General features: G+C 61.4%; 25 protein-coding genes. 14 read left to right on the forward strand and 11 right to left on the reverse strand.

The genetic code is table 11. The features are described from left to right. The first annotated feature begins 16 nt into the window (after nucleotides 1-16). From ACVW0Y_RS14785 to tldD, 3 genes are read left to right on the forward strand one after another with little or no spacing between them, the layout of a single operon-like run. Nucleotides 17-3,862: a YhdP family protein gene (locus ACVW0Y_RS14785; RefSeq protein WP_457439066.1), complete on the forward strand. Its 3,846-nt coding sequence runs from the start codon at nucleotides 17-19 to the stop codon at nucleotides 3,860-3,862. 29 nt (nucleotides 3,863-3,891) lie between these two features. Beyond that, nucleotides 3,892-4,731: a carbon-nitrogen hydrolase family protein gene (locus ACVW0Y_RS14790; protein WP_457439067.1), complete on the forward strand. Its 840-nt coding sequence runs from the start codon at nucleotides 3,892-3,894 to the stop codon at nucleotides 4,729-4,731. A gap of 41 nt (nucleotides 4,732-4,772) precedes the next feature. Continuing rightward, a complete protein-coding gene (tldD, locus tag ACVW0Y_RS14795) occupies nucleotides 4,773-6,215 on the forward strand; it encodes a metalloprotease TldD (RefSeq protein ID WP_457439068.1) in 1,443 nt (480 codons plus the stop codon). A gap of 113 nt (nucleotides 6,216-6,328) precedes the next feature. Here tldD and yjgA read toward each other — a convergent pair whose 3' ends face one another. Next, the gene (gene yjgA, locus ACVW0Y_RS14800) at nucleotides 6,329-6,847 is read right to left on the reverse strand and encodes a ribosome biogenesis factor YjgA (protein ID WP_457439069.1); all 519 of its coding nucleotides are present in this window, start codon (nucleotides 6,845-6,847) and stop codon (nucleotides 6,329-6,331) included. A 97-nt stretch (nucleotides 6,848-6,944) separates the two neighbouring features. Here yjgA and pmbA point away from each other — a divergent pair, with 97 nt between their 5' ends. Further along, complete coding sequence (gene pmbA, locus ACVW0Y_RS14805; protein WP_457439070.1) at nucleotides 6,945-8,291, forward strand: metalloprotease PmbA; 1,347 nt, start codon at nucleotides 6,945-6,947, stop codon at nucleotides 8,289-8,291. A 133-nt stretch (nucleotides 8,292-8,424) separates the two neighbouring features. Here pmbA and ACVW0Y_RS14810 read toward each other — a convergent pair whose 3' ends face one another. From ACVW0Y_RS14810 to ACVW0Y_RS14855, 10 genes are all read right to left on the reverse strand, one after another. Continuing rightward, complete coding sequence (locus ACVW0Y_RS14810) at nucleotides 8,425-8,697, reverse strand: HPr family phosphocarrier protein (protein ID WP_108096176.1); 273 nt, start codon at nucleotides 8,695-8,697, stop codon at nucleotides 8,425-8,427. 35 nt (nucleotides 8,698-8,732) lie between these two features. Next, nucleotides 8,733-9,587 (reverse strand): RNase adapter RapZ, encoded by an 855-nt coding sequence (rapZ, locus tag ACVW0Y_RS14815; protein WP_457439071.1) that lies wholly within the window; start codon nucleotides 9,585-9,587, stop codon nucleotides 8,733-8,735. 18 nt (nucleotides 9,588-9,605) lie between these two features. After that, on the reverse strand, nucleotides 9,606-10,070 hold the full coding sequence (gene ptsN, locus ACVW0Y_RS14820) for a PTS IIA-like nitrogen regulatory protein PtsN (protein ID WP_457439072.1): 465 nt from the start codon (nucleotides 10,068-10,070) through the stop codon (nucleotides 9,606-9,608). Between the two features lie 14 nt (nucleotides 10,071-10,084). Next, nucleotides 10,085-10,393 (reverse strand): ribosome hibernation-promoting factor, HPF/YfiA family, encoded by a 309-nt coding sequence (gene hpf, locus ACVW0Y_RS14825; protein WP_457439073.1) that lies wholly within the window; start codon nucleotides 10,391-10,393, stop codon nucleotides 10,085-10,087. A gap of 136 nt (nucleotides 10,394-10,529) precedes the next feature. Beyond that, nucleotides 10,530-12,041 (reverse strand): RNA polymerase factor sigma-54, encoded by a 1,512-nt coding sequence (locus ACVW0Y_RS14830; protein WP_457439074.1) that lies wholly within the window; start codon nucleotides 12,039-12,041, stop codon nucleotides 10,530-10,532. Nucleotides 12,042-12,214: 173 nt separating this feature from the next. Beyond that, nucleotides 12,215-12,940, reverse strand: coding sequence for an LPS export ABC transporter ATP-binding protein (lptB, locus tag ACVW0Y_RS14835; protein WP_457439075.1), 726 nt, complete (start codon nucleotides 12,938-12,940; stop codon nucleotides 12,215-12,217). Further along, nucleotides 12,940-13,512 carry a lipopolysaccharide transport periplasmic protein LptA gene (lptA, locus tag ACVW0Y_RS14840; protein WP_457439076.1) on the reverse strand — a complete coding sequence of 191 codons (573 nt, stop codon included), beginning with the start codon at nucleotides 13,510-13,512 and terminating at the stop codon, nucleotides 12,940-12,942. The genes lptB and lptA overlap by 1 nt, the downstream gene beginning before the upstream one ends. After that, the gene (gene lptC, locus ACVW0Y_RS14845; RefSeq protein WP_457439077.1) at nucleotides 13,499-14,071 is read right to left on the reverse strand and encodes an LPS export ABC transporter periplasmic protein LptC; all 573 of its coding nucleotides are present in this window, start codon (nucleotides 14,069-14,071) and stop codon (nucleotides 13,499-13,501) included. The genes lptA and lptC overlap by 14 nt, the downstream gene beginning before the upstream one ends. An 8-nt stretch (nucleotides 14,072-14,079) precedes the next feature. Beyond that, nucleotides 14,080-14,604: a KdsC family phosphatase gene (locus ACVW0Y_RS14850; protein ID WP_457439078.1), complete on the reverse strand. Its 525-nt coding sequence runs from the start codon at nucleotides 14,602-14,604 to the stop codon at nucleotides 14,080-14,082. Further along, nucleotides 14,604-15,578, reverse strand: a complete 975-nt coding sequence (locus ACVW0Y_RS14855) for a KpsF/GutQ family sugar-phosphate isomerase (protein WP_457439079.1) — start codon at nucleotides 15,576-15,578, stop codon at nucleotides 14,604-14,606. Before ACVW0Y_RS14855 ends, ACVW0Y_RS14850 begins: the two co-directional genes overlap by 1 nt. Before the next feature lie 266 nt (nucleotides 15,579-15,844). On the opposite strand from ACVW0Y_RS14855, the gene ACVW0Y_RS14860 reads away from it, so the two are divergent. From ACVW0Y_RS14860 to hisC, 10 genes are all read left to right on the forward strand, one after another. Next, entirely contained in the window at nucleotides 15,845-16,654 is an 810-nt protein-coding gene (locus ACVW0Y_RS14860) for an ATP-binding cassette domain-containing protein (protein WP_457439080.1), read from the forward strand. Further along, entirely contained in the window at nucleotides 16,654-17,454 is an 801-nt protein-coding gene (gene mlaE, locus ACVW0Y_RS14865; protein ID WP_457439081.1) for a lipid asymmetry maintenance ABC transporter permease subunit MlaE, read from the forward strand. The genes ACVW0Y_RS14860 and mlaE overlap by 1 nt, the downstream gene beginning before the upstream one ends. Further along, nucleotides 17,454-17,921 (forward strand): outer membrane lipid asymmetry maintenance protein MlaD, encoded by a 468-nt coding sequence (gene mlaD, locus ACVW0Y_RS14870; protein ID WP_457439082.1) that lies wholly within the window; start codon nucleotides 17,454-17,456, stop codon nucleotides 17,919-17,921. The genes mlaE and mlaD overlap by 1 nt, the downstream gene beginning before the upstream one ends. Before the next feature lie 11 nt (nucleotides 17,922-17,932). Continuing rightward, entirely contained in the window at nucleotides 17,933-18,589 is a 657-nt protein-coding gene (locus tag ACVW0Y_RS14875; RefSeq protein ID WP_457439083.1) for an MlaC/ttg2D family ABC transporter substrate-binding protein, read from the forward strand. Then, a complete protein-coding gene (locus tag ACVW0Y_RS14880; protein WP_457439084.1) occupies nucleotides 18,579-18,890 on the forward strand; it encodes an STAS domain-containing protein in 312 nt (103 codons plus the stop codon). Before ACVW0Y_RS14875 ends, ACVW0Y_RS14880 begins: the two co-directional genes overlap by 11 nt. A 124-nt stretch (nucleotides 18,891-19,014) precedes the next feature. Next, on the forward strand, nucleotides 19,015-19,254 hold the full coding sequence (locus tag ACVW0Y_RS14885) for a BolA family protein (RefSeq protein ID WP_457439085.1): 240 nt from the start codon (nucleotides 19,015-19,017) through the stop codon (nucleotides 19,252-19,254). Between the two features lie 22 nt (nucleotides 19,255-19,276). Beyond that, nucleotides 19,277-20,542, forward strand: coding sequence for a UDP-N-acetylglucosamine 1-carboxyvinyltransferase (gene murA, locus ACVW0Y_RS14890; RefSeq protein ID WP_457439086.1), 1,266 nt, complete (start codon nucleotides 19,277-19,279; stop codon nucleotides 20,540-20,542). 83 nt (nucleotides 20,543-20,625) lie between these two features. After that, entirely contained in the window at nucleotides 20,626-21,261 is a 636-nt protein-coding gene (gene hisG, locus ACVW0Y_RS14895) for an ATP phosphoribosyltransferase (protein WP_457439087.1), read from the forward strand. Nucleotides 21,262-21,425: 164 nt separating this feature from the next. Beyond that, nucleotides 21,426-22,736: a histidinol dehydrogenase gene (gene hisD / locus ACVW0Y_RS14900; protein ID WP_457439088.1), complete on the forward strand. Its 1,311-nt coding sequence runs from the start codon at nucleotides 21,426-21,428 to the stop codon at nucleotides 22,734-22,736. Nucleotides 22,737-22,819: 83 nt separating this feature from the next. Beyond that, nucleotides 22,820-23,872, forward strand: a complete 1,053-nt coding sequence (gene hisC, locus ACVW0Y_RS14905; RefSeq protein WP_457439089.1) for a histidinol-phosphate transaminase — start codon at nucleotides 22,820-22,822, stop codon at nucleotides 23,870-23,872. Nucleotides 23,873-24,028 lie beyond the last annotated feature (156 nt).

Raw genomic sequence — 24,028 nt, forward strand, 5'->3', positions numbered from 1 at the left:
GGAACGCCGTCTGACCATGCAGCGCCTTGCCCGCTTGATAGCCACCCTGACGCGCTGGGGCCTGTACATATGCGCCAGCGGGCTTATTCTGGCGGCGTTGTACGTCAGCGTCGGACGGCAGTTGACGCCGCTGATAGCCGATTACCGCCTGCAGGCCGAAGACCGTATGCGCGAGGCCGTCGGCCTGCCGGTACATATTGGCAGTCTGGAAGGCAGCTGGCGCGGTCTGGCACCGTTGCTGGTGGCCCATGACGTACAGGTGGGCGACGGCCCCAGCGCCTTGCGCCTGGACCAGGTGCGGGTGGTGCCCGATCTGTGGGCCAGCCTCAGTAATCAGCAAGTGCGGGTCGGCAGCCTCGAGGTTGATGGCCTGCAACTCAGTGCGGTGCAGGACGCCGAGGGCCACTGGGCCCTGGAGGGTCTGCCGCAGCGCGACAACAGCGCGCCGCTGGACCCGGAACAGCTGATTCGCAGCATCAAACGCATCAAGCAGCTGGCGCTGTTCAATAGCCAGCTGACCCTGGAGCCGCAACGCGGCAAACCGCTGACCCTCACCTATATCAATCTCGATCTGCGCACCGGCAGCAGCCACCAGCGCCTGGATGGCCGGGTGACCTTGCCGGATGGCCAGCCGCTGAGTTTCAGTCTGGATGCGCGGGTAAAAGCCAAGACCTGGCGCGAGGCCCAGGCCGATATCTACCTGAGTCTGCCGCAAAGTGATTGGGCAAGCTGGCTGCCCGCCGGTCTGACCCGTGAGTGGCAGATTGAGCGGCTGCAGGCTGGCGGCGAATTCTGGTTGTCCTGGGCGGATGGTGCGGTGCAGCGCGCGGTGGCGCGGGTGCATGCGCCAGAGCTGCGCGCCGCCTATGCCGAACGCAAGGCCGTGCGGTTGGATGATCTGGCGGTGATGGCCTACCTGAACCGCACCGAGCAGGGCTACACGCTGCTGCTCAACTCCCTGGCCGCCACCCTGGGTGACACGCGCTGGGGCGAAGTACAGGTGGGGCTGACCTATCAGAGCGCCGCCGCCGACCGCCCGCAAAGCTGGCAGATCACCGCTGACCGCCTCGACCTTACCCCGCTGACCCCGACCATCGAAGCCCTGGCACCGCTGCCGGAAATGGCTGCTCAGGTGCTCGAAGGTCTGCAGCCGCAAGGTGCGCTGCATAACGTGCAACTGAGCATCACCCCGCAGGCGGCCAACCCCGAGCAACGTCTGCAGTTCGCCGCGAACCTGCAACAGATCAGCTTCAAGGCCTTCGGCGGCGCACCGGCCGCGGAAAATGTCAGCGGCAGCATCAGCGGCGACCTCGGCCATGGCGAACTGCGCATGGACACGGAAAACTTCGCCCTGCATCTGGATCACCTGTTTCCCAAGCCTTGGCGCTACCAGAAGGCCAATGCGCGCCTGACCTGGACCCTGAACAGCGAAGCCTTCACCCTGATCGCGCCGTATATGAAGCTGCTGGGCGACGAGGGCAAGCTGGCTGGCGACTTCCTGATCCGGATCACCCTGGGCCCCGACACCGAAGACTATATGGACCTGCGCGTCGGGCTGCAGGAGGGCGACGCCCATTACGTGGAGAAGTACCTGCCGACCCTGGTGCCGAGTTTCAGTCAGGACCTGGCCAAATGGCTGACCACCGCGATCCATAGCGGTGCCATCGACGAAGGCTATTTCCAATACCAGGGCTCGCTGAACAAAGGTGCCGAAGACGCGGCCCACAGCATCAGCCTGTTCTTCAAGGTGCACGACACCGAACTGGCCTTCCAGCCCGGCTGGCCGGTGTTGCAGAACGTGCGCGGCGATGTGCTGATCGAAGACACCGGGGTGCGGGTGCGGGCACCCAGCGGGCAGTTGCTCAACAGCACCGTCAGCGATGTGAATGTCGAGGTTCCCCATGTCGCCAAGGGCCAGCCATCACGCTTGCTGATTACCGGCAACCTCGACAGCAGCCTGGCCGATGCCTTGAAGATTCTCCAGGAAGCGCCCATTGGCACTGCCTCGCTGTTCAATGGCTGGAGCGGCGAAGGGGCATTGGCCGGCAAGCTGAATCTGGATATTCCCCTCGGCCCTGGCCCGGCGACCCGCGCCATCGTCGACTTCAGCGCCGATGGTGCCAAGCTGAGCATGCCGACGCCCAAGCTCGACCTCAGTCAGGTCAAGGGCAACTTCCGCTACGACACCGCCACCGGGCTTAGCGCTAGCGATATCCGTGCGCAGCTGTTCGGCCGTGCGGTACGCGGCAAGGCCATCGCCAGCAGCACCCCGGGCAAACCCACTACGCGTATTGAAGCCAATGGCCAGATGCCGCTGAAAAGCCTCACCGATTGGCTGGGGGTAACCCGGCCGCTACCGGCATCCGGCGACCTGCCATACCACTTGGCGGTGACCCTGGATGGCGACAACAGTCAGCTGCAAGTGGACTCCAACCTCAAAGGCCTGGCCATCGATCTGCCGGCACCGCTGGGCAAAGTCGCCGCCGATGAGCGCCCCAGCCAATGGCGCATGAGCCTGCAAGGCGCGGAACGCAGCTATGGGCTGACCTACGCCAATCTCGCCAGCCTGGCGGCCAGTGCGCCGGCCAGCGGTATCAACGACGGCCGCGCCGAGCTGCGCCTGGGCAGCACTCCCGCACGGGTTCCGGCCGCCAAGGGCTTGCAGGTTAACGGTGAGGTCGGTGAGCTGGACGCCAGCGCCTGGCAGAGCGTGGCCAAGCGCTATGCCGGTGACCAGGCTGCCAGCGCCAAGCAGTTCTTCAATAGCGCGGAACTGCATATCGGCACCTTCCGTGGTCTGGGGGCGGAGGTCGATAACCTCGACGTGAAGATGACCCGGATCGACAGCGGCTGGACCATCAACCTCGGCAGCGCCAAGGTCAGCGGGCAGGTCGGGTTGCCGGATGCCGATGGCGCGCCCATCGATATCCAGCTCAAACACCTGCGTTTCCCCGCCGCGCAACCGCCACAACCGGCCAATGCTGAAACCGCGGAAGTGGAAGAGCCGGACAGCCTGGCGGCTGTCGATCCACGGCAGATTCCGGCGCTCAATCTGAATATTGCCCGGGTGTACCAGGGCGACGCGCTGCTTGGGGCCTGGTCGCTGAAAGCGCGGCCGAACGCCAATGGTGTGGTGTTCAGCGAGGTGAATATGGGCCTCAAGGGCCTGCAGCTGGAAGGTAGCGTGGGCTGGGAGGGCGCGCCGGGTGCCACCAGCAGTTGGTTCAAAGGCCGCATCGGCGGCAAGAATCTGGCTGACGTGCTGCTGGCCTGGAACTTTGCGCCGACCGCCACCAGCGAAGACTTCCATATGAATATCGACGGCCGCTGGCCCGGTTCACCCGCCTGGATCAGCCTCAAACGCTTTAGCGGCACCCTCGACCCCACCCTGCGCAAGGGGCAGTTTGTCGAAGCCCAGGGTTCGACAGCGGCACTGCGGGTGTTCGGCCTGCTCAACTTCAACTCCATCGGCCGTCGCCTGCGCCTGGATTTCTCCGACCTGCTGGACAAGGGGCTTAGCTACGACCGGGTAAAAGGTCTGCTGGTGGCCACCAATGGTGTGTACCTGACCAAAGAGCCGATCACCCTGGCCGGGCCGTCGAGCAATCTCGAACTCAACGGCACCCTGGATATGGCCAGCAATCAGGTGGATGCCAAGCTGTTGGTGACCCTGCCGCTGAGCAACAACCTGCCGCTGGCGGCCTTGATCGTCGGTGCCCCGGCCATTGGTGGTGCTCTGTTTGTGGTGGATAAACTGCTGGGTAAGCAGGTGGCGCGCTTTGCCAGCGTGCAGTACAGCGTCAAGGGTGCCTGGCAGGACCCGAAGATCAACTTCGACAAGCCCTTTGAAAAACCTCGCTAACCTTTAATCAGTCTGTTCCCGGAGTTGCTATGAGCCTTGCGGTCATCCAGATGGTCAGCCAGGACGACGTGCTGGCCAACCTAGCCGAGGCGCGCCTGCTGTTGCAGAGCGCTGCCGAGCAGGGCGCACAACTGGCGGTGCTGCCGGAAAACTTCGCCGCCATGGGCCGTAGCGACCTGGCCGCCATCGGTCGTGCAGAGGCCGAAGGCAGCGGCGTGATCCTGCCGTGGTTGAAACAGACCGCCCGCGACCTCAAGTTATGGATAGTGGCGGGCACCTTGCCGTTGCCGCCGGTCGGCCAACCGCAGGCCAAGTCGCATGCCTGCTCGCTGTTGGTCGATGAACACGGCGAAGTGGTGACGCGCTATGACAAGCTGCACCTGTTCGATGTGGACGTGGCTGACAGCCGCGGCCGCTACCGCGAGTCGGACGACTACGCGTTTGGCAGCCATGTGGTGGTGGCCGATACCCCGGTGGGGCGTCTGGGCCTGACCGTCTGTTATGACCTGCGTTTCCCCGAGCTGTACAGCGCCTTGCGCGAGGCCGGGGCAGAATTGATCACGGTGCCGGCGGCGTTCACTGCCGTCACCGGTGCCGCGCACTGGCAGGTACTGCTGAGGGCACGGGCGATAGAAACGCAGTGCTATATCCTCGCCGCCGCACAAGGCGGTCTGCACCCGAAAGGGCGCGAAACATTTGGCCATGCGGCAATCATCGACCCCTGGGGTAGGGTGCTTGCCGAGCAGGCGCAAGGCGCGGCCGCGCTGCTGGCCAACCGTGATGCGGTCGAGCAGGCGGCGATCCGTCAACGTATGCCGGTGTACACACACCGCCGTTTTGCTGTGTCGTCGCTGAAGGCGCCGACCTGAAGGCACCGTTTTAAAGGCTTGAACAGCCTATTGGAGAGACTATGAGCGACATGTTGCTGTCCGTCAGCGAGCACCTGTTGGGGCCGGGCGGTTTGAGCATTGAACATTTGCCGGGCGTACTCGGCGAATTGGCCGGGCCGGGTATCGACGCCGCCGACCTGTATTTCCATGGCCAGGTTTCCGAGACCTGGGTGTTGGAAGACGGCATCGTCAAGGAAGGCAGCTTCAACCTCGATCAGGGCGTGGGGGTGCGTGCCCAGTCCGGCGAGAAAACCGGCTTCGCCTATAGCAACGCCATTACCCCGGAAGCCCTGAGTCAGGCCGCCCGTGCTGCCCGCTCGATTGCCCGCGCCGGTCAGCAAGGCCGCGTGCAGGCTTTTGTCAGCCCGCAGGTGGCGCGCCTGTATGCGCCGGAAAACCCGCTGGAAGTGCTGACCCGCGCGGAAAAAGTCGAGTTGCTCAAGCGTGTGGATGTCGCCACCCGCGCGCTGGACCCACGTATTCAGCAAGTCACCGTCAGCCTGGCCGGGGTGTGGGAGCGCATTCTGGTGGCCGCTGCCGATGGCAGCCTGGGTGCCGATATCCGCCCGCTGGTGCGTTTTAACGTCAGCGTTATCGTTGAGCAGAATGGCCGTCGCGAGCGCGGCGGCCATGGCGGCGGCGGGCGTTCCGACTACCTGTATTTCCTTACTGAAGACCGCGCCATGGGCTATGCCCGTGAAGCGCTGCGCCAGGCGCTGGTCAACCTCGAAGCGATTCCGGCACCGGCCGGTGCCATGCCGGTGGTGATGGGTGCCGGCTGGTCCGGCGTGTTGCTGCACGAAGCGGTGGGCCACGGCCTGGAAGGCGATTTCAACCGCAAAGGCAGCTCGGCCTACAGCGGCCGTGTTGGCGAGAAAGTGGCGTCGAGTCTGTGCACCATCGTCGACGACGGCACCCTGTTCGGCCGCCGTGGCTCGTTGAGCATGGACGACGAAGGCACGCCCACCCAATGCACTACCCTGATCGAAAACGGCGTGCTCAAGGGCTATATGCAAGACAAGCTCAACGCCCGTTTGATGGGCGTTGCCGCCACCGGTAACGGCCGCCGCGAAAGCTACGCGCACCTGCCGATGCCACGCATGACCAACACCTACATGCTGGCCGGCGAAAGCGATCCGGAAGAAATCATTCGTTCGGTGAAAAAGGGCATCTACTGCGCCAACCTCGGCGGCGGCCAAGTGGACATCACCAGCGGCAAGTTCGTGTTCTCCACCAGCGAGGCCTACCTGATCGAAGACGGTAAAATCACCGCCCCGGTCAAAGGCGCGACGCTGATTGGTAACGGGCCGGAGGCGATGAGCAAGGTATCGATGGTCGGCAACGACCTGGCGCTGGACAGCGGCGTGGGCACCTGCGGCAAAGATGGGCAGTCGGTGCCGGTCGGCGTGGGGCAGCCGACGTTGAAGATTGATTTGATTACCGTGGGTGGGACGGGCTCGTAAGGCACAGCAGTACTTGTGGGAGGGGCTTTAGCCGCGAGCTTTTTATCGTAAAAAGCATCGCGGCTAAAGCCCCTCCCACAAACAGCCCTTCTCCCGGAATACCGAAGGGGGCTTTAACGCAACCCGCGTTTGGTTTCGTCGAGGTCGCGGATGTATTTGAAGATTTTGCGCGTGGCGGCCGGGGCTTTGTTTTGCGCCGCTTCGTGCTGGGCCTGGCGGATCAGCTGACGCAAATGGGTGCGGTCGGCGTCCGGGTACTCGGCGACGAAGGCTTCGAGCACCTCGTCGGTGCCGGTGGCCAAACGGTCACGCCAGCGTTCGAGGTTGTGGAAGCGTTCGTTGTACTGCCGGGTCGAGGCATCGAGTTGATCCAGCAGCACCAGAATTTCATCGATGTTCTGATCACGCATCAGCTTGCCGATGAACTGGATATGCCGTTTACGGGCGATATGAGCCGTGTGTTTCGGCGCTTCGGCCAGGGCGCGACGCATGGCGTCGGTCAGCGGCAGTTTGTCGACCAGGGCGGGTTTGAGCGTGGTCAGGCGCTCGCCAAGGTCAACCAGCGCGTGTAGCTCGCGCTTGACCTGAGTTTTGCTCTTCTCTTCGGAGAAGTCGTCGGAATAGTCAGACATGGGGCAGATCCAGTTGGAAACGCCGCCATGATAACGAGTCAAAGGCCGCTTGTCCGGCCTGGCCAGGTGACTGGTCTTTGAACTGGAGTTGTAGGTTATGAGTGCAGCAGACGTAGTTGGGCCACAGGCCCTGCCGCAATTGCAGGAACAGGTGGCGCAAATCATCGCCGAAGCCAAGGCCCAGGGTGCCAGCGCCTGCGAAGTGGCGGTGTCGGTGGAGCAGGGGTTGTCGACCTCGGTACGCCAGGGCGAAGTGGAAACCGTCGAGTTCAACCGCGACCAGGGCTTTGGCATCACCCTCTACCTGGGGCAGCGCAAGGGCTCGGCCAGCACCTCGGCCAGCGGCGAAGCGGCCATTCGGGAAACCGTGGCGGCGGCCCTGGCCATTGCCAAGCATGCCTCCGAAGATGACTGCTCGGGGCTTGCCGATGCCGAGCTGATGGCCCGCGATCTGCCAGATCTGGATCTCTACCACGCCTGGGACATCACTCCGGAGCAGGCCATCGAGCGCGCCCTGGAATGTGAAGCGGCGGCCTTTGCCACCGACTCGCGGATCAAGAACGCCGATGGCACCAGCCTCAATACCCATCAGGGCTGCCGTGTTTACGGCAACAGCCATGGGTTCGTCGGTGGTTACGCCAGCACCCGGCAGAGCCTGAGCTGCGTGATGATCGCCGAGGCCGATGGGTTGATGCAGCGTGATTACTGGTATGACGTCAGCCGCCGCGGTGAAGACCTGGCAAGTGCCGTCAGCATTGGGCGTCGCGCCGCCGAGCGTGCCGTAAGCCGTTTGGGCGCGCGCCCGGTGCCGACCTGCGAAGTGCCGGTGCTGTTTGCTGCCGAATTGGCTGGCGGGTTGTTCGGGCATTTTCTCTCGGCGGTGTCGGGCGGCACGCTGTACCGCAAATCCTCTTTCCTGGAAGGTAGCCTGGGCCAGGTGCTGTTCCCCGAATGGCTAAGCCTGGAAGAGCGCCCGCATATCCGTGGCGCGCTGGGTAGCGCCTCTTTCGACGGCGATGGCCTGGCCACCTACAGCAAGTTTTTCGTCGAGAAAGGCCAGGTGCAGTCCTATGTGCTGGGCACCTATTCCGGTCGCAAGCTGGGCATGCCGAGCACCGCCAACTCCGGTGGCGTGCATAACCTGTTTGTCAGCCATGGCGATGAAGATCAGAAGGCGCTGCTCAAGCGTATGGGGCGCGGGCTGCTGGTAACCGAGCTGATGGGCCAGGGCCTGAATATGGTCACCGGGGACTATTCCCGCGGCGCGGGCGGTTACTGGGTGGAAAACGGCGAGATCCAGTTTCCTGTGCAGGAGGTGACCATCGCCGGCAATCTGCGCGATATGTTCAAGCAGATTGTCGCCGTGGGTAATGACCTGGAGCTGCGCGGCAATACCCGTACCGGCTCGGTGTTGATCGAGAAAATGACGGTCGCCGGTAGCTGATTTTTCCCCTCTCAGGCGTACGGATGGGCGTGCGCCGATGCTGGGGTACGCTGTCTGCGCAGTTCATTGAGCGAGTTGTTTATCCCGCTTGAGGCTGCTGAGTGCCGTGCTGATGGACACGGCGGGGAGGGTGTTACTCGCCTTCGTCGAAGCGGTTGTTGATCAATTCCACCAGCGCCGCCAGGGCTTCATCCCCCTGCTCGCCGTCGGTGCTCAGGTGGATGGCGGTGCCTTTGCCGGCCGCCAACATCATGACGGCCATGATGCTTTTGCCGTCGACGCAGCTTTCCGGACTGCGACCAATACGGATCTGGCAGGGGAAACGACCGGCTACGCCAACGAATTTGGCGGCGGCGCGGGCGTGCAGGCCGAGCTTGTTGATGATGGTGATTTCACAGGCAGGCATCGCTGCATAAGTCCTTCTACAAAGGTTCAGCGACTCTACAGGTCGCGATGACGAACCTGGATATTTTTCAGGGTTTTCTTCAGTTCTTTGCCCAGACGGTCCGCCAGGTACACCGAGCGGTGATGACCGCCGGTGCAGCCAATGGCGACCGTGACATAAGAGCGGTTGCTGGCGGCGATACGCGGCAGCCATTTGTGCAGATAAGCATAAATATCGTCGTACATTTCCTGTACGTCCGGCTGCTCCTGCAGGTATTCGGCCACCACGCTGTCCAGCCCGGAGTGCTCGCGCAACTCGGGTTTCCAGTAGGGGTTGGGCAGGCAGCGGACGTCGAAGACCAGATCGGCATCCACCGGCATGCCACGCTTGAATCCGAACGACTCGACCAGAAACGCCGTGCCCGGCTCGGGCTTGTTCAGCAGGCGCAGCTTGAGGGTATCGCGCAGCTGATAGAGGTTCAGGTGGGTGGTGTCGATCTTCAGGTCAGCCAGATCGGTGATCGGGCTGAGCAGCAGGCTTTCGTCGTGGATGGCTTCGGCCAGCGAGCGCTCGTCGGTGGTCAGCGGGTGCCGGCGACGGGTTTCGGAAAAGCGCTTGAGCAGGGTTTCGTCGTCGGCATCCAGATACAGCACATCGCACTGGATATGCCGGGCGCGCACTTCGGCGAGCAGTTCGGGAAAACGCTTGAGCTGGCTGGGCAGGTTGCGTGCGTCGATGGACACCGCAACCAGCGGTTGCACCAGCTCGGTGTGCAACAAGGAGCGTTCGGCCAGCTCAGGCAACAGCCCGGCGGGCAGGTTATCGATGCAGTAGAAACCGTTGTCTTCGAGCACATCGAGCGCTGTGCTCTTGCCTGAACCGGACCGGCCACTGACGATGATCAAACGCATGCACAGTCACCCGTTCGCCTAGCGGCCGTTTTGTACGTCTACGACAACCTGATACAGACGTTCGCTGGTGGGGGCGTGGCGCAGTTGTTCGCGGACATCGCTGCGGTCGAGCATGCTGGCGATCTGGCGCAACAGTTCCAAGTGTTCATCGGTGGCAGCTTCGGGGACCAGCAGCACGAACAGCAGGTCGACCGGGGCACCGTCGATGGCGTCGAAGTCGACGGCGGAATCGAGGCGCAGCAGGGCGCTGATCGGAGCGGTGCAACCTGGCAGGCGGCAATGGGGGATGGCGATGCCATTGCCAAAGCCGGTGGAGCCTAGTTTTTCACGGGCCACCAGGCTTTCGAAAATGTCTTGTCCATCCAGATCGGGCAGTTCGCGGGCGACCAGGTTGGCGATTTGTTCGAGTACACGCTTTTTGCTGCCACCCGGCACGCCCACAAGGGAGCGGCCGGGGGTCAGGATATTTTCAAGTCGAATCATGGGTTGGGGTGGTGTCAGCGAACTGTGGCGCCTTGCAGGCGACCCAGCTGCTTTTCCTTATGTTTGATAAGTTGGCGGTCGAGTTTGTCGGTGAGTAGATCGATAGCTGCGTACATGTCGTCATGTTCGGCGTTGGCGACCACTTCGCCCCCGGCGATGTGCAAAGTCGCTTCGATTTTCTGTTTGAGCTTCTCGACCTCCATGGTCACTTGCACGTTGGTGATCTTGTCGAAGTGGCGTTCTAATCGACTGAGTTTTTCGTCGATGTAGTCGCGTAGGGCGTCGGTCACATCCAGCTGATGTCCACTGATGTTGACTTGCATACCGCTTTCTCCTTATTGCCGTGTGTAAGAGACAAGCTAACGGGCTTGTCGCCGGAACACTTTGGCCTTGGATCAGTGTAGCCGTCTTGCCAGAGCAGGGTTCGCAGCAGGTGCCGGGTCGAACCCTGAATAACGTTTACATCAGTCGCTTACGTTCACTGGAGGGCGCTATCCCGAGGGATTCGCGGTATTTGGCGACTGTGCGACGGGCTACCTGAATGCCCTGTGCCTCCAGTAAACCAGCGATCTTGCTGTCACTCAACGGCTTTTTCGCATTTTCCGCTGCAACCAGTTTTTTGATGATTGCGCGTATCGCTGTGGACGAGCATTCGCCGCCTTCGGAGGTACTGACGTGGCTGGAGAAGAAGTACTTCAGCTCGTAAATACCGCGCGGGGTATGCATGAATTTCTGCGTGGTGACGCGGGAAATGGTCGATTCGTGCATGCCCACCGCTTCGGCGATGTCATGCAGAACCAGAGGCTTCATGGCCTCGTCGCCGTAATCGAGAAAACCGCGCTGGTGCTCGACGATCTGGCTGGCGACTTTCATCAGCGTTTCGTTGCGGCTCTGCAGGCTCTTGATAAACCAGCGCGCCTCTTGCAGCTGATTGCGCATAAAGGTGTTGTCGGCGCTGGAGTCGGCACGCCGCACGAAGCCGGCGTATTGCGGGTTGACCCGCAGGCGCGGCATGGCTTCCTGGTTCAGCTCCACCAGCCAGCGATCGTTGTGCTTGCGCACGATCACATCGGGCACCACATATTCCGGCTCACTGGCTTCGATCTGCGAACCCGGGCGCGGGTTGAGGCTTTGAATCAGTTCGATGACCTGACGCAGCTCATCTTCCTTGAGCTTCATGCGGCGCATCAGTTGGCTGTAATCGCGGCCGCCCAGCAGGTCGAGGTAATCACCGGCCAGACGCTGCGCTTCGGCCAGCCACGGGGTTTTTGCCGGCAGCTGACGCAGTTGCAACAGCAGGCATTCGCGCAGGTCGCGGGCACCAATGCCGGAGGGTTCGAATTGTTGAATGCGGTGCAGCACGGCTTCGACTTCGTCGAGCTCGATATCCAGCTCAGGGTCGAAAGCGTCCAGCACTTCTTCGAGGGTTTCTTCCAGATAGCCCTGGTCGTTGATGCAGTCGATCAGGGTGACGGCAATCAGCCGGTCCTTGTCGGACATCGGTGCCAGGTTGAGCTGCCAGAGCATGTGGCTTTGCAGGCTTTCGCCAGCCGAGGTGCGGGTGGTGAAGTCCCACTCGTCATCGTCGTTGGAGGGTAGGCTGCTGGCGCTGGTCTGGTAGATGTCTTCCCAGGCGGTGTCGACGGGAAGCTCATTGGGAATGCGTTCGTTCCATTCACCTTCCTCCAGGTTGTCGACGGTGGGTGCCGAAGTTTCCTGGTAGCTGGTGTCTTGGTAGGACTCTTCGTTGTTCGGCGCGGGGGGGGCGCTTTCGGCACCATCGGCCAACGGGTCGCTATTGTCGAAGTCCTCGCCTTCTTCCTGGCGTTCGAGCATGGGATTGGACTCCAGTGCCTCTTGGATCTCTTGCTGCAGATCCAGGGTGGACAGTTGGAGTAAGCGGATGGCTTGTTGCAGCTGCGGTGTCATCGTCAGCTGCTGGCCCATTTTTAGGACTAGCGATGGTTTCATGGAGGGGGCTTAAGACCTTATTCGCCGGCGCATACGCGCTTTCCACAACGAGGGCGCCGAGACGCCACCAGGAAGCAAATTATATGCCTATGTTTGAGGTGTTTGCCTAGTCCTCAATCGAAGTCTGTAGGGCGTGTCTTTTTTACTGTACAGACACGCGCTACAGGGAGGCTTTACAGGCGGAACTCGTGGCCCAGATAAACCTCTTTCACCAGCTGGTTGGCCAGGATGGTTTGCGCGTCGCCTTCGGCAATCAGCTGGCCGTCGTTGACGATATAGGCGGTCTCGCAGATATCCAGCGTTTCACGCACGTTGTGATCGGTGATCAGCACGCCTATGCCTTTGGCCTTGAGGTGGTGAATGATCTGTTTGATATCGCCAACGGAGATCGGGTCGACGCCGGCGAAGGGTTCATCCAGCAGGATGAATTTCGGTGCTGTGGCCAGGGCGCGGGCGATTTCCACCCGGCGGCGTTCGCCACCGGACAGGCTCATGCCGAGGTTGTCGCGGATATGGCTGATGTGGAATTCCTGCAGCAGGCTTTCCAGTTCCTTGCGACGCCCGGCGCTGTCGAGTTCCTTGCGGGTTTCCAGGATCGCCATGATGTTGTCGGCCACCGACAGCTTGCGGAAGATCGAGGCTTCCTGCGGCAGATAGCCGATACCGGCGCGTGCGCGGCCGTGCATGGGCAGGTGGGTGACGTCCTGTTGGTCGATCAGCACGCGGCCCTGGTCGGCATTCACCAGGCCGACGATCATATAGAAGCAGGTGGTCTTGCCGGCACCGTTGGGGCCCAGCAGGCCAACGATCTGGCCGCTTTCGATGGATACGCTGACATCACGAACCACCTGGCGGCCCTTGTAGGCTTTGGCCAGGTGCTGGGCTTTGAGAATCGCCATTACTGCGCCTGCTGATTGGCTGGTGGGGCGCCAGCGGGTTTGTTCTTCGGCTGGATGACCATGTCGATGCGTGGGCGCGGGCTGGTCACGTTGGTGCCATTGGCGCGGCCGGCGTTGACGATCTGGCGCTGGGTGTCATAGACGATCTTCTCGCCTTCGAAGGTGTTGCCTTCCTGAATCACCTTGGCCTGGTCGATCAGCACAATGCGGTCTTTGGCGGCGAAGTACTGGATGGTCAGGCCGTAAGCCTTGACGATCTCTTTATCCACAGCCGGTTTCTGTTCGTAGTAGGCCGGGGTGCCCACTGCGGTGAAGACGTCGATATCACCGCTTGGGGTTTGCGTGATGGTCACCGTGTGGCCGGTGATTTTCATGCTGCCCTGGGTGATCACCACGTCGCCGCGGTATACCGCCACGCCCTGTTTGTCATCGAGTTCGGCGCTGTCGGCCTGCACTCGAATCGGTTGCTCACGGTCGGTGGGCAGGGCCCAGGCGCTGGAGCTGGCAATCGCCGCGCCCAGGCTGAGCAGCAGGGACAGGGTGTGAAGGGAAAATTGGTTAACGAACCTCATGCTGGCCTCTTACGTTGGACAGCAGGAGCACCCGGCTGTCTTTCAAATACGCTTTCATTCCATTAGCCGTGGTCACTCCATTGGCGGCCTCGATTCTAACGGCTTGCTGGGTCTGCGCAAATTCCTTGTCCGGGAACACGGTCATGCGACTGCTGGTGATGATGGTGGGGCGGTTTTTTTCGTCGGTGCGGGCAATGCGCACATTGTCGATCAGCTCGACCTCGGTGCCGCCTGGCGCTACTTCGCCGCGCTCGCTCTGCACATGCCAGGGCAGCGGTGAGGCTTCGCGGTACAGCAGCAGGTCGGGCTTGGTGATCAGGCTCTTGTCGCTTTCTTTCAAGTGCTCGACTTTGTCGCTGGTCATTTCGTAGTGCAGCGAGCCGTCGACCTGGTACTCCACGCTTTTCGCGTTGATGACGTAGAAGTCCACGGCGTTGTCGGCACTGGCCTGGGGCTTCTGCTCAAGCAGGCTCTCTGGGTTCAGGTTCCAATAGCCGAGGGCGGCGACAAGCAGCGCCGCCAGGCCGAACGATAAGGTGAGAAGCAGTTTGCGCAGCATGGTTGGCTCTATAGATAGGCGGCTTGAGCCGCTTCGAGGTTGCCCTGGGCGTGCAGGATCAACTCGCAGAATTCGCGGGCAGCACCTTCGCCACCACGCGCCGTAGTCACACCATCGGCGTGTTGGCGAACAAAGTCATTGGCATTGGCGACAGCCATGCCCAAACCAGCACGGCGGATGGCGGGCAGGTCTGGCAGGTCGTCCCCCAGGTACGCGACCTGGTCATAGCTTAGGCCGAGTTCGGCCAGAAGCTCATCAAGAACCACCAGCTTGTCTTCGCGGCCTTGATACAGATGATGAATGCCGAGGTTCTGTGCGCGACGTTCCACCACCGGCGACGAGCGCCCAGTGATGATCGCGGTGCGCACGCCCGAGTTGATCAGCATCTTGATGCCTTGACCGTCCAGGGTGCTGAAGGTTTTGAATTCGCCGCCATCGGGGAGGAAGTAGATTTTTCCGTCGGTGAGTACACCGTCGACATCAAAAACCGCCAGCTTGACGGCCTTGCCGCGCTTCAACAGGTCGCTACTCATCACATCACTCCAGCGCGCAGCAGGTCGCCCAGGTTGAAGGCACCGATGGGGTGGTCGTGTTCATCGACCACAATCAGCGCGCCGATCTTGTGGTCTTCCATGATCTTCAAGGCTTCGGCAGCGAGCATGTCCGGGCGTGCGGTCTTGCCGTGCACGGTCATCACTTCGTCGATGGTGGCTTGGCGGATATCCAGGTCGCGGTCCAGGGTGCGGCGCAAATCGCCGTCAGTGAAGATCCCGGCCAGACGCCCATCGGCCTCCAGTACGGCGGTCATTCCCAGGCCTTTACGGGTCATTTCCATCAGTGCGTCGCGCAGCAGGGTGCCGCGTTGCACCTTGGGCAACTGCTCGCCGCTGTGCATCACGTTTTCCACTTTCAGCAGCAGACGACGGCCAAGGGCACCCCCCGGGTGGGAGAACGCGAAGTCTTCGGCGGTGAAGCCGCGGGCTTCCAGCAGGGCAATGGCCAGGGCGTCGCCGAGTACCAGCGAGGCGGTGGTGGAAGAGGTTGGGGCCAGGTTCAGCGGGCAGGCTTCCTGGGCTACACGGGCATCGAGGTTGACCTCGGCGGCCTTGGCCAGCGGCGAGTCAGGGTTGCCGGTCATGCTGATCAGAGTGATGCCCAGGCGTTTGATCAGCGGCAGCAGGGTGACGATTTCGGCGGTGGAGCCCGAGTTGGACAGGGCCAGCACCACGTCATCGCGGGTAATCATGCCCATGTCGCCGTGGCTGGCTTCGGCCGGGTGGACGAAAAACGAGGTAGTCCCGGTGCTCGCCAGGGTGGCGGCGATCTTGTTGCCGATGTGCCCGGACTTGCCCATACCGACCACAACCACGCGCCCTTTACTGGCCAGAATCAGTTCGCAGGCTTTTACGAAAGCCGCGTCAATACGGGGTAGCAGGCCTTCCACAGCTTCGATTTCGAGGCGGACGGTGCGCAGTGCCGATTGGATCAGGTCGTTGGTCTGGTTCATAACTAAAGACAGTGGCCGCGTGAAAAGGCGGGGATTATAGCGGTAAAGCCGGTCCGGCTCACCCTTGAATGTAGGAGTGTTCGTGCACTGTTGAGTTGATCGCACTTCGGTCGCCGCTGTAGGCCGAATGCTGTTACCGACTTTTTCTACCTTGGGCGCGGCTGGATGCCGGTGATATAGTTGCCGCCCTATCCGGCATGTTCACTCCTGTGGTGTCCCCACCGTGAGACATGACGTCTGATAGGCGGCTGTACCAAGGAGTTCAGATGAGTGCCGATCACGCCTACGCGGTCGAGCTGAAGGGCGTGTCCTTCATGCGCGGTTCGCGCAGCATTTTCAAGAATGTCGATATTTCCATTCCTCGCGGCAAGGTCACAGGGATCATGGGGCCGTCCGGGAGTGGTAAAACCACCTTGCTGCGGTTGATGGGTGCCCAGTTGCGGCCTGCCAGCGGTGAAGTGTGGGTCAACGGCCAGAACCTGCCCGAGCTGTCGCGCAGCGATCTGTTCGATATGCGCAAGCAAATGGGCGTGCTGTTTCAGAGCGGCGCGCTGTTTACCGATCTCGATGTGTTCGAGAACGTGGCCTTCCCCCTGCGCGTCCATACCCAGCTACCCGAAGACATGATTCGCGACATCGTGCTGATGAAGCTGCAGGCCGTAGGCCTGCGTGGCGCCATCGAGCTGATGCCCGATGAGCTGTCCGGCGGCATGAAACGTCGTGTCGCGCTGGCCCGGGCAATTGCCCTGGACCCGCAAATCCTTATGTATGACGAGCCGTTCGTGGGCCAGGACCCGATCGCCATGGGCATCCTCGTGCGCCTGATCCGCCTGCTCAGCGATGCCCTGGGAATCACCAGTATCGTGGTCTCCCACGACCTCGCCGAAACTGCCAGCATCGCCGACTACCTTTATGTAGTAGGCGATACCCAGGTGCTGGGCCACGGCACACCCAAGGAGCTGATGGAGTCGGATAACCCGCGCATCCGCCAATTTATGAAGGGCATCGCCGATGGGCCGGTACCTTTCCATTTCCCGGCTGCGGATTACCGCGACGATCTGTTGGGGGCGCGTTGATGCGCAGAAAATCCATTAGCGAACGCGTTCGCCTGCTGGGTCGCGCCGGTATAGACGTGGTCGGCTCGCTGGGCGCGTCCACCGTGTTTCTGCTGCGCTCGCTGTTCGGCGCGGGCAATGTCGGCAACGGTTTTACCCATCTGCTGATCAAACAGCTGTTTTCCGTGGGCGTGATGTCCCTGGTGATCATTGTCGTGTCCGGCCTGTTTATCGGCATGGTGCTGGCGCTGCAGGGCTTCAACATTCTGTCCAGCTACGGCTCGGAGCAGGCGGTGGGGCAGATGGTCGCCCTGACCCTGCTGCGTGAACTCGGCCCGGTGGTCACGGCATTGCTGTTCGCCGGCCGTGCCGGTTCGGCGTTAACCGCTGAGATCGGCAATATGAAATCCACCGAGCAGCTGTCCAGTCTGGAAATGATCGGCGTCGACCCGCTCAAGTACATCATTGCCCCGCGTCTGTGGGCCGGTTTCATCTCCTTGCCTTTGTTGACCATGATCTTCTGCGTGGTTGGCATCTGGGGCGGCGCGATGGTGGCGGTGGACTGGCTGGGTGTGTACGAAGGGTCGTTCTGGGCCAACATGCAAAACAGCGTGTCCTTCGAAAAGGACGTGCTCAACGGCCTGATCAAAAGTGTTGTGTTTGCCTTTGTAGTGACCTGGATTGCTGTGTTCCAGGGGTATGACTGCGAGCCCACATCCGAGGGGATCAGCCGTGCAACTACCAAAACAGTGGTTTATGCCTCGCTTGCCGTGCTGGGCCTGGACTTCATCTTGACCGCCTTGATGTTTGGAGACTTCTGATGCAAAACCGCACCCTGGAAATTGGTGTCGGCCTGTTCCTCTTGGCTGGTCTGCTGGCCTTGCTGCTGCTGGCGTTGCGGGTGAGCGGCCTGACGGTCGGCGCTGGGCAGGACACCTACAAGCTGTATGCCAACTTCGACAATCTCGCCGGCCTTACCGTGCGCGCCAAGGTCACCATGGCCGGCGTCGGGATCGGCAAGGTCACTGCCATCGACCTGGACCGCGACACCTTTACCGGTCGCGTCACCATGGAGCTGGAGAGGCGCGTCGACAACCTGCCGGTGGATTCCACCGCGTCTATCCTCACGGCTGGTCTGCTGGGCGAGAAGTACATCGGCATCAGCGTGGGCGGCGACGAAGCCTTGCTCAAGGACGGCGGAACCATTCATGACACCCAGTCGTCGTTAGTACTCGAAGACTTGATCGGCAAGTTCCTGATCAACTCGGTTAACAAAGAATCCAAGTGAGGAATACAGGCATGTTGAGCACTCTGCGTCGCGGTTTACTGGTGCTGTTGGCGGTGTTTCCTCTGGTCGCCACGGCCGGTCCCGGCGCTCAGGAAATCGTGCAGAAAACCACTGACGAACTGCTGAGCGACCTCAAGGCCAATAAAGAGCAATACAAGGCCGACCCGCAGAAATTCTACGATTCGCTGAACCGTATCATCGGTCCGGTCGTGGACGCTGACGGCATTTCGCGCAGCATCATGACGGTCAAATATTCGCGTAACGCCACCCCGGCGCAGATGAAGCGTTTCGAAGAGAACTTCAAACGCAGCCTGATGGAGTTCTACGGCAACGCCTTGCTGGAGTACAACAATCAGGACATCCGCGTGCTGCCGAGCAATGGCAAGCAGTCCGACCCGGAGCGCACCAGCGTCAACATGGAAGTGCGTGACACCAAAGGCACCGTGTACCCGGTCACCTACACCATGACCCTGGTCAACGGCGAGTGGATGCTGCGTAACGTCACCATCAACGGCATCAACATCGGCAAGCTGTTCCGTGACCAGTTCGCCGACGCCATGCAGAAAAATGGCAACGACCTGGACAAGACCATCGACGGTTGGGCGCAGGTTGTCGCCAACGCCAAGAACACCGAAGAAGGGCAGAAGGCAGCGGGTCATGACGACTGATAGCCTGATTCGTCAGCAGCCCGATGGCACCCTGCAATTGGTGGGTGTACTGGATTTTCGCAGCGGCGCGGTGTTGCGTGCCGAGGGCGAAAAGCTGATTCGCGCCACCCCGGCCACCACCGTGGTGGTGGATTGCGCTGCGGTTGAGCATTCCAGCAGTGTCGGTCTGTCGTTGCTGCTGGCCTATATGCGCGTGGCCAAAGCTGCCGGCAAGACCCTGTCGGTGCGCGCCCTGCCGCTGGAAATGCGGCAGATCGCGGAAGTCTCCGGCCTGTTGGAAATTCTGCCGCTGCAGGCGTGAAACCCTACGGGCTGGCAAAAAAGTGTGGCCCTCTGTCAGTGTTCCGTATTCCGGGGTTCGCAGGCGGGGGGCTTTTTTGTATCATGGCCGACCCGCGCGCGTAGGGCGCCGATCGAGGTTTAGCATGCAGGCCGTAGAAGTAAAAAGCCTCCTTGAGGAAAAGCTGTCCGATACCGAGGTCAACGTGGAAGGCGAAGGCTGTAATTTCCAGTTGAACCTGATCAGTGACGAGTTGGCGGGCATGAGCCCGGTCAAGCGTCAGCAGCAGGTCTATGCCCACCTCAACCCGTGGATCGCCGATGGCCGAATTCACGCGGTTACCATGAAATTCTTCAGCCGCGCCGCTTGGGCCGAGCGTTCCTAAGCCCACGGGCGACGAGACTCCTATGGATAAATTGATTATTACCGGCGGCGTTTGCCTGAATGGCGAAATCCGCATCTCCGGGGCAAAGAACTCCGCCCTGCCGATTCTGGCTGCAACCCTGCTGGCCGATGCGCCAGTCACCGTGTGCAACCTGCCGCACCTGCACGACATCACCACTATGATCGAACTGTTCGGTCGTATGGGCATTGAGCCGGTGATCGACGAGAAGCTCAGCGTTGAAGTCGACGCCCGTGCCATCAAAACCCTGATCGCCCCGTACGAACTGGTGAAAACCATGCGTGCATCGATTCTGGTACTGGGGCCGATGGTTGCCCGCTTCGGTGAAGCCGAAGTGGCCCTGCCTGGCGGTTGCGCCATTGGTTCGCGTCCAGTTGATTTGCACATCCGTGGCCTCGAAGCCATGGGCGCGATCATCGACGTGGAAGGCGGCTATATCAAAGCCAAGGCGCCGGAAGGCGGTCTGCGTGGAGCGCACTTCTTCTTCGATACCGTCAGCGTGACCGGTACTGAGAACATCATGATGGCCGCCACCCTGGCCAAAGGCCGCAGCGTGCTGGAAAACGCCGCACGCGAGCCGGAAGTGGTCGACCTGGCCAACTGCCTGATCGCCATGGGCGCGAAAATCACTGGTGCCGGCACTGATACCATCACCATCGACGGTGTTGAACGTCTCGGCGGCGCGCGTTACAGCGTGATGCCTGACCGTATCGAAACCGGCACCTACCTGGTGGCCGCTGCCGCTACCGGCGGCAAGGTGAAGCTGAAAGACACCGATCCGACCATCCTCGAAGCCGTGCTGCTGAAACTGCAGGAAGCCGGTGCGGAAATCACCACCGGTCCGGACTGGATCGAGCTGGATATGAAAGGCAAGCGTCCGAAAGCCGTGAACCTGCGTACCGCTCCGTACCCGGCGTTCCCCACCGACATGCAGGCGCAGTTCATTGCCCTCAACGCTATTGCCGAAGGCACTGGCGCGGTGATCGAGACCGTGTTCGAAAACCGCTTTATGCACGTTTACGAAATGACCCGTATGGGCGCGCAGATCCAGGTTGAAGGCAACACCGCCATAGTCACCGGCACCCAGACGCTGAAAGGCGCTCCGGTTATGGCCACCGACCTGCGCGCATCCGCCAGCCTGGTGATCTCGGCCCTGGTGGCCGAAGGCGACACCCTGATCGACCGCATCTACCACATCGACCGTGGTTACGAGTGCATCGAAGAAAAACTGCAGTTGCTGGGCGCGAAAATCCGTCGCGTACCGGGCTAGTAGTGCCTGCCCTGATTGCCGCGTGGCGGTGATCAGGGCTGCGCGCAACCGCTGGAAACCAGGTTTTAAGGACACATTGCGCCATGTTGACCATCGCCTTATCCAAAGGCCGCATTCTTGACGACACCCTGCCATTGCTGGCCAAGGCGGGGATCGTGCCGACTGAAAACCCGGACAAAAGCCGCAAGCTGATCATCCCTACCACCCAGGACGACGTGCGTTTGCTGATCGTGCGTGCCACCGACGTGCCGACCTATGTCGAACACGGCGCGGCCGACCTCGGCGTGGCCGGTAAAGACGTGCTGCTGGAATACGGCGGCCAGGGTTTGTACGAACCGCTGGACCTGCAAATTGCCAAGTGCAAGCTGATGACCGCCGGTGCCGTTGGCGTACCGGAGCCTAAAGGCCGTCTGCGGGTAGCCACCAAGTTCGTCAACGTGGCCAAGCGTTACTACGCCGAACAAGGCCGTCAGGTGGAAGTGATCAAGCTCTATGGCTCCATGGAACTGGCACCGCTGGTTGGCCTGGCCGACAAGATCATCGACGTGGTCGACACCGGCAACACCCTGAAGGCCAACGGTCTGGAAGCCCAGGAACTGATCGCCCATATCAGCTCCCGGCTGATCGTCAACAAAGCCTCGATGAAGATGCAGCACGCCCGTATCCAGGCGCTGATCGATACCCTGCGCGACGCGGTGGAAGCTAACCACCGAGGCTGATACCTCTCCACGCGACGTTCAGTCGCGTGTGCCTATCCTTGTCATAGCCGTTTTTCTCGGGCGTCCACAGGATTGGCTTGGTAGCCTAGCGACGCTCGAGAACCGGTTGAAGCCGCACCTGCGCTCAACCGCTCTTAACGTCCATGACTATCACGAGGCCCGTTATGACCGCTCCTATCGCCATCCGCCGACTCAATGCCGCTGACCAGGACTTTGCCAAGCATCTGGATCATCTGCTGAGCTGGGAAAGCGTGTCGGACGACGGCGTCAACGAGCGCGTGCTGGACATCATCAAGAACGTGCGCGCGCGCGGCGACGCGGCGCTGGTGGAATACACCCAGCGCTTTGACGGCCTGAGCGTGAACAGCATGGCGGACCTGATCCTGCCGCGTGAGCGTCTGGAACTGGCTCTGACCCGCATCACCCCGGCCCAGCGCCAGGCCCTGGAAGTAGCGGCCGAGCGCGTGCGCAGCTACCACGAAAAACAGAAACAGGACTCCTGGACTTACACCGAAGCCGACGGCACCGTGCTGGGCCAGAAGGTCACCCCGCTGGATCGCGCTGGCCTGTATGTACCGGGCGGCAAGGCTTCCTATCCTTCGTCGGTATTGATGAACGCCATCCCCGCGAAAGTGGCCGGCGTGCCGGAAGTGGTGATGGTAGTGCCTACCCCGCGTGGCGAAATAAATGAAATCGTCCTGGCTGCGGCCTGCATCGCCGGTGTTGACCGCGTGTTCACCATCGGTGGTGCCCAGGCTGTAGCGGCGCTGGCGTACGGCACCGAGAGCGTACCGCCGGTGGACAAGATCGTCGGCCCCGGCAACATCTATGTGGCCACCGCCAAGCGCCATGTGTTCGGTAAGGTTGGCATCGATATGATCGCCGGCCCCTCGGAAATCCTTGTGGTGTGTGACGGCCAGACCGATCCGGACTGGATCGCCATGGATCTGTTCTCCCAGGCCGAGCACGACGAAGACGCCCAATCGATTCTGCTCAGCCCCGACGCCGAGTTCCTCGACAAGGTCGCCGCCAGCATCGCCAAGCTGCTGCCGACCATGGAGCGCGAAGCCATTATTCGCACCTCTATCGAAACCCGCGGCGCACTGATTCTGGTGAAGGACATGCAGCAGGCCATCGACGTCGCCAACCGCATTGCGCCGGAACACCTGGAGCTATCGGTGGCCGACCCGGACGCCTGGCTGCCACAGATTCGCCACGCCGGTGCAATCTTTATGGGGCGCTACACCGCCGAAGCCCTGGGCGACTACTGCGCCGGCCCGAACCACGTCCTGCCGACCTCCGGCACCGCGCGTTTCTCCTCGCCGCTGGGCGTGTATGACTTCCAGAAGCGCTCGTCGATCATTCATTGCTCGGCCGAAGGCGCATCGGAGCTCGGTAAAAGCGCCTCGGTGCTGGCCCGTGGCGAGTCGCTGACCGCCCACGCCCGCAGCGCTGAATACCGCATCAAGCCCTGAGGCGACGACACCGATCCGTAGGATGGGTTAAGCCAGAGGCGTAACCCATCGAATCAAACGCAAGATTCAAGGAGAGAAGGGCAATGAGCAAATTCTGGAGCCCCTTCGTCAAAGACCTGGTGCCTTATGTGCCGGGTGAGCAACCGAAGCTGAACAACCTGGTCAAGCTCAACACCAACGAAAACCCCTATGGCCCGTCGCCTAAAGCCATCGCCGCGATGCAGGCCGAAATCAACGACGACCTGCGTCTATACCCGGACCCCAACGGTGACCGCTTGAAGCAGGCCGTGGCCGAGTACTACGGCGTGCAGCCGGGGCAAGTGTTTGTCGGCAACGGTTCGGATGAAGTGCTGGCCCACGCCTTTCACGGCCTGTTCCAACACGGCAAACCGCTGCTGTTTCCGGATATCAGCTACAGCTTCTATCCGGTGTACTGCGGCCTGTACGGCATTGCGTTCGATGCGGTGGCGCTGGACGAGCAGTTCCAGATCCGCCCGCAGGATTATGCCAAACCCAACGGCGGCATCATCTTCCCCAACCCCAACGCGCCGACTGGTTGCGTGCTGGCGCTGGAGGCCATCGAGCAGATTCTGCGAGCCAACCCGGACAGCGTGGTGCTGGTCGACGAAGCCTATATCGACTTCGGCGGTGAGACGGCCATCAGCCTGGTGGACCGTTATCCGAACCTGCTGGTGGCACAAACCCTGTCCAAATCCCGGTCGCTGGCCGGCTTGCGCGTTGGTTTTGCAGTGGGCCACCCGGACCTGATCGAGGCGCTGGAGCGCATCAAGAACAGCTTCAACTCCTACCCGCTGGACCGCGCCGCCATTGCCGGTGCCGCCGCTGCCTTCGAAGACAAAGCGTACTTCCAGCAAACCTGCCAGGCCGTGATCGACAGTCGCGAGAAGCTGGTGGCCGAGATGACCGCACTGGGTTTTGAGGTGCTGCCGTCGGGCGCCAACTTCATCTTTGCCCGCCACCCGAGCAAAGATGCGGCGACGCTGGCTGCCGGCCTGCGTGAGCAAAGCGTGATCGTGCGCCACTTCAACAAGCCGCGTATCGCGCAGTTCCTGCGGATTACCATCGGTAACCCGGAGCAGAACCAGGCGTTGGTGGATGCACTGAAGCAACTGTGATCTCTGCCTGAATAAAAAAGCCCCGGTAGGAGCGGCTTCAGCCGCGATGCTTTTGATGTTAAGAGCATCGCGGCTGAAGCCCCACCAAAAGGGGGGGTTAGCCCCGGAATATTACTCCTGGCTTCAGCCCAAAAAAAACCACGAACTAAACAAACC

It is taken from the genome of Pseudomonas sp. TE3786 (assembly GCF_054057335.1).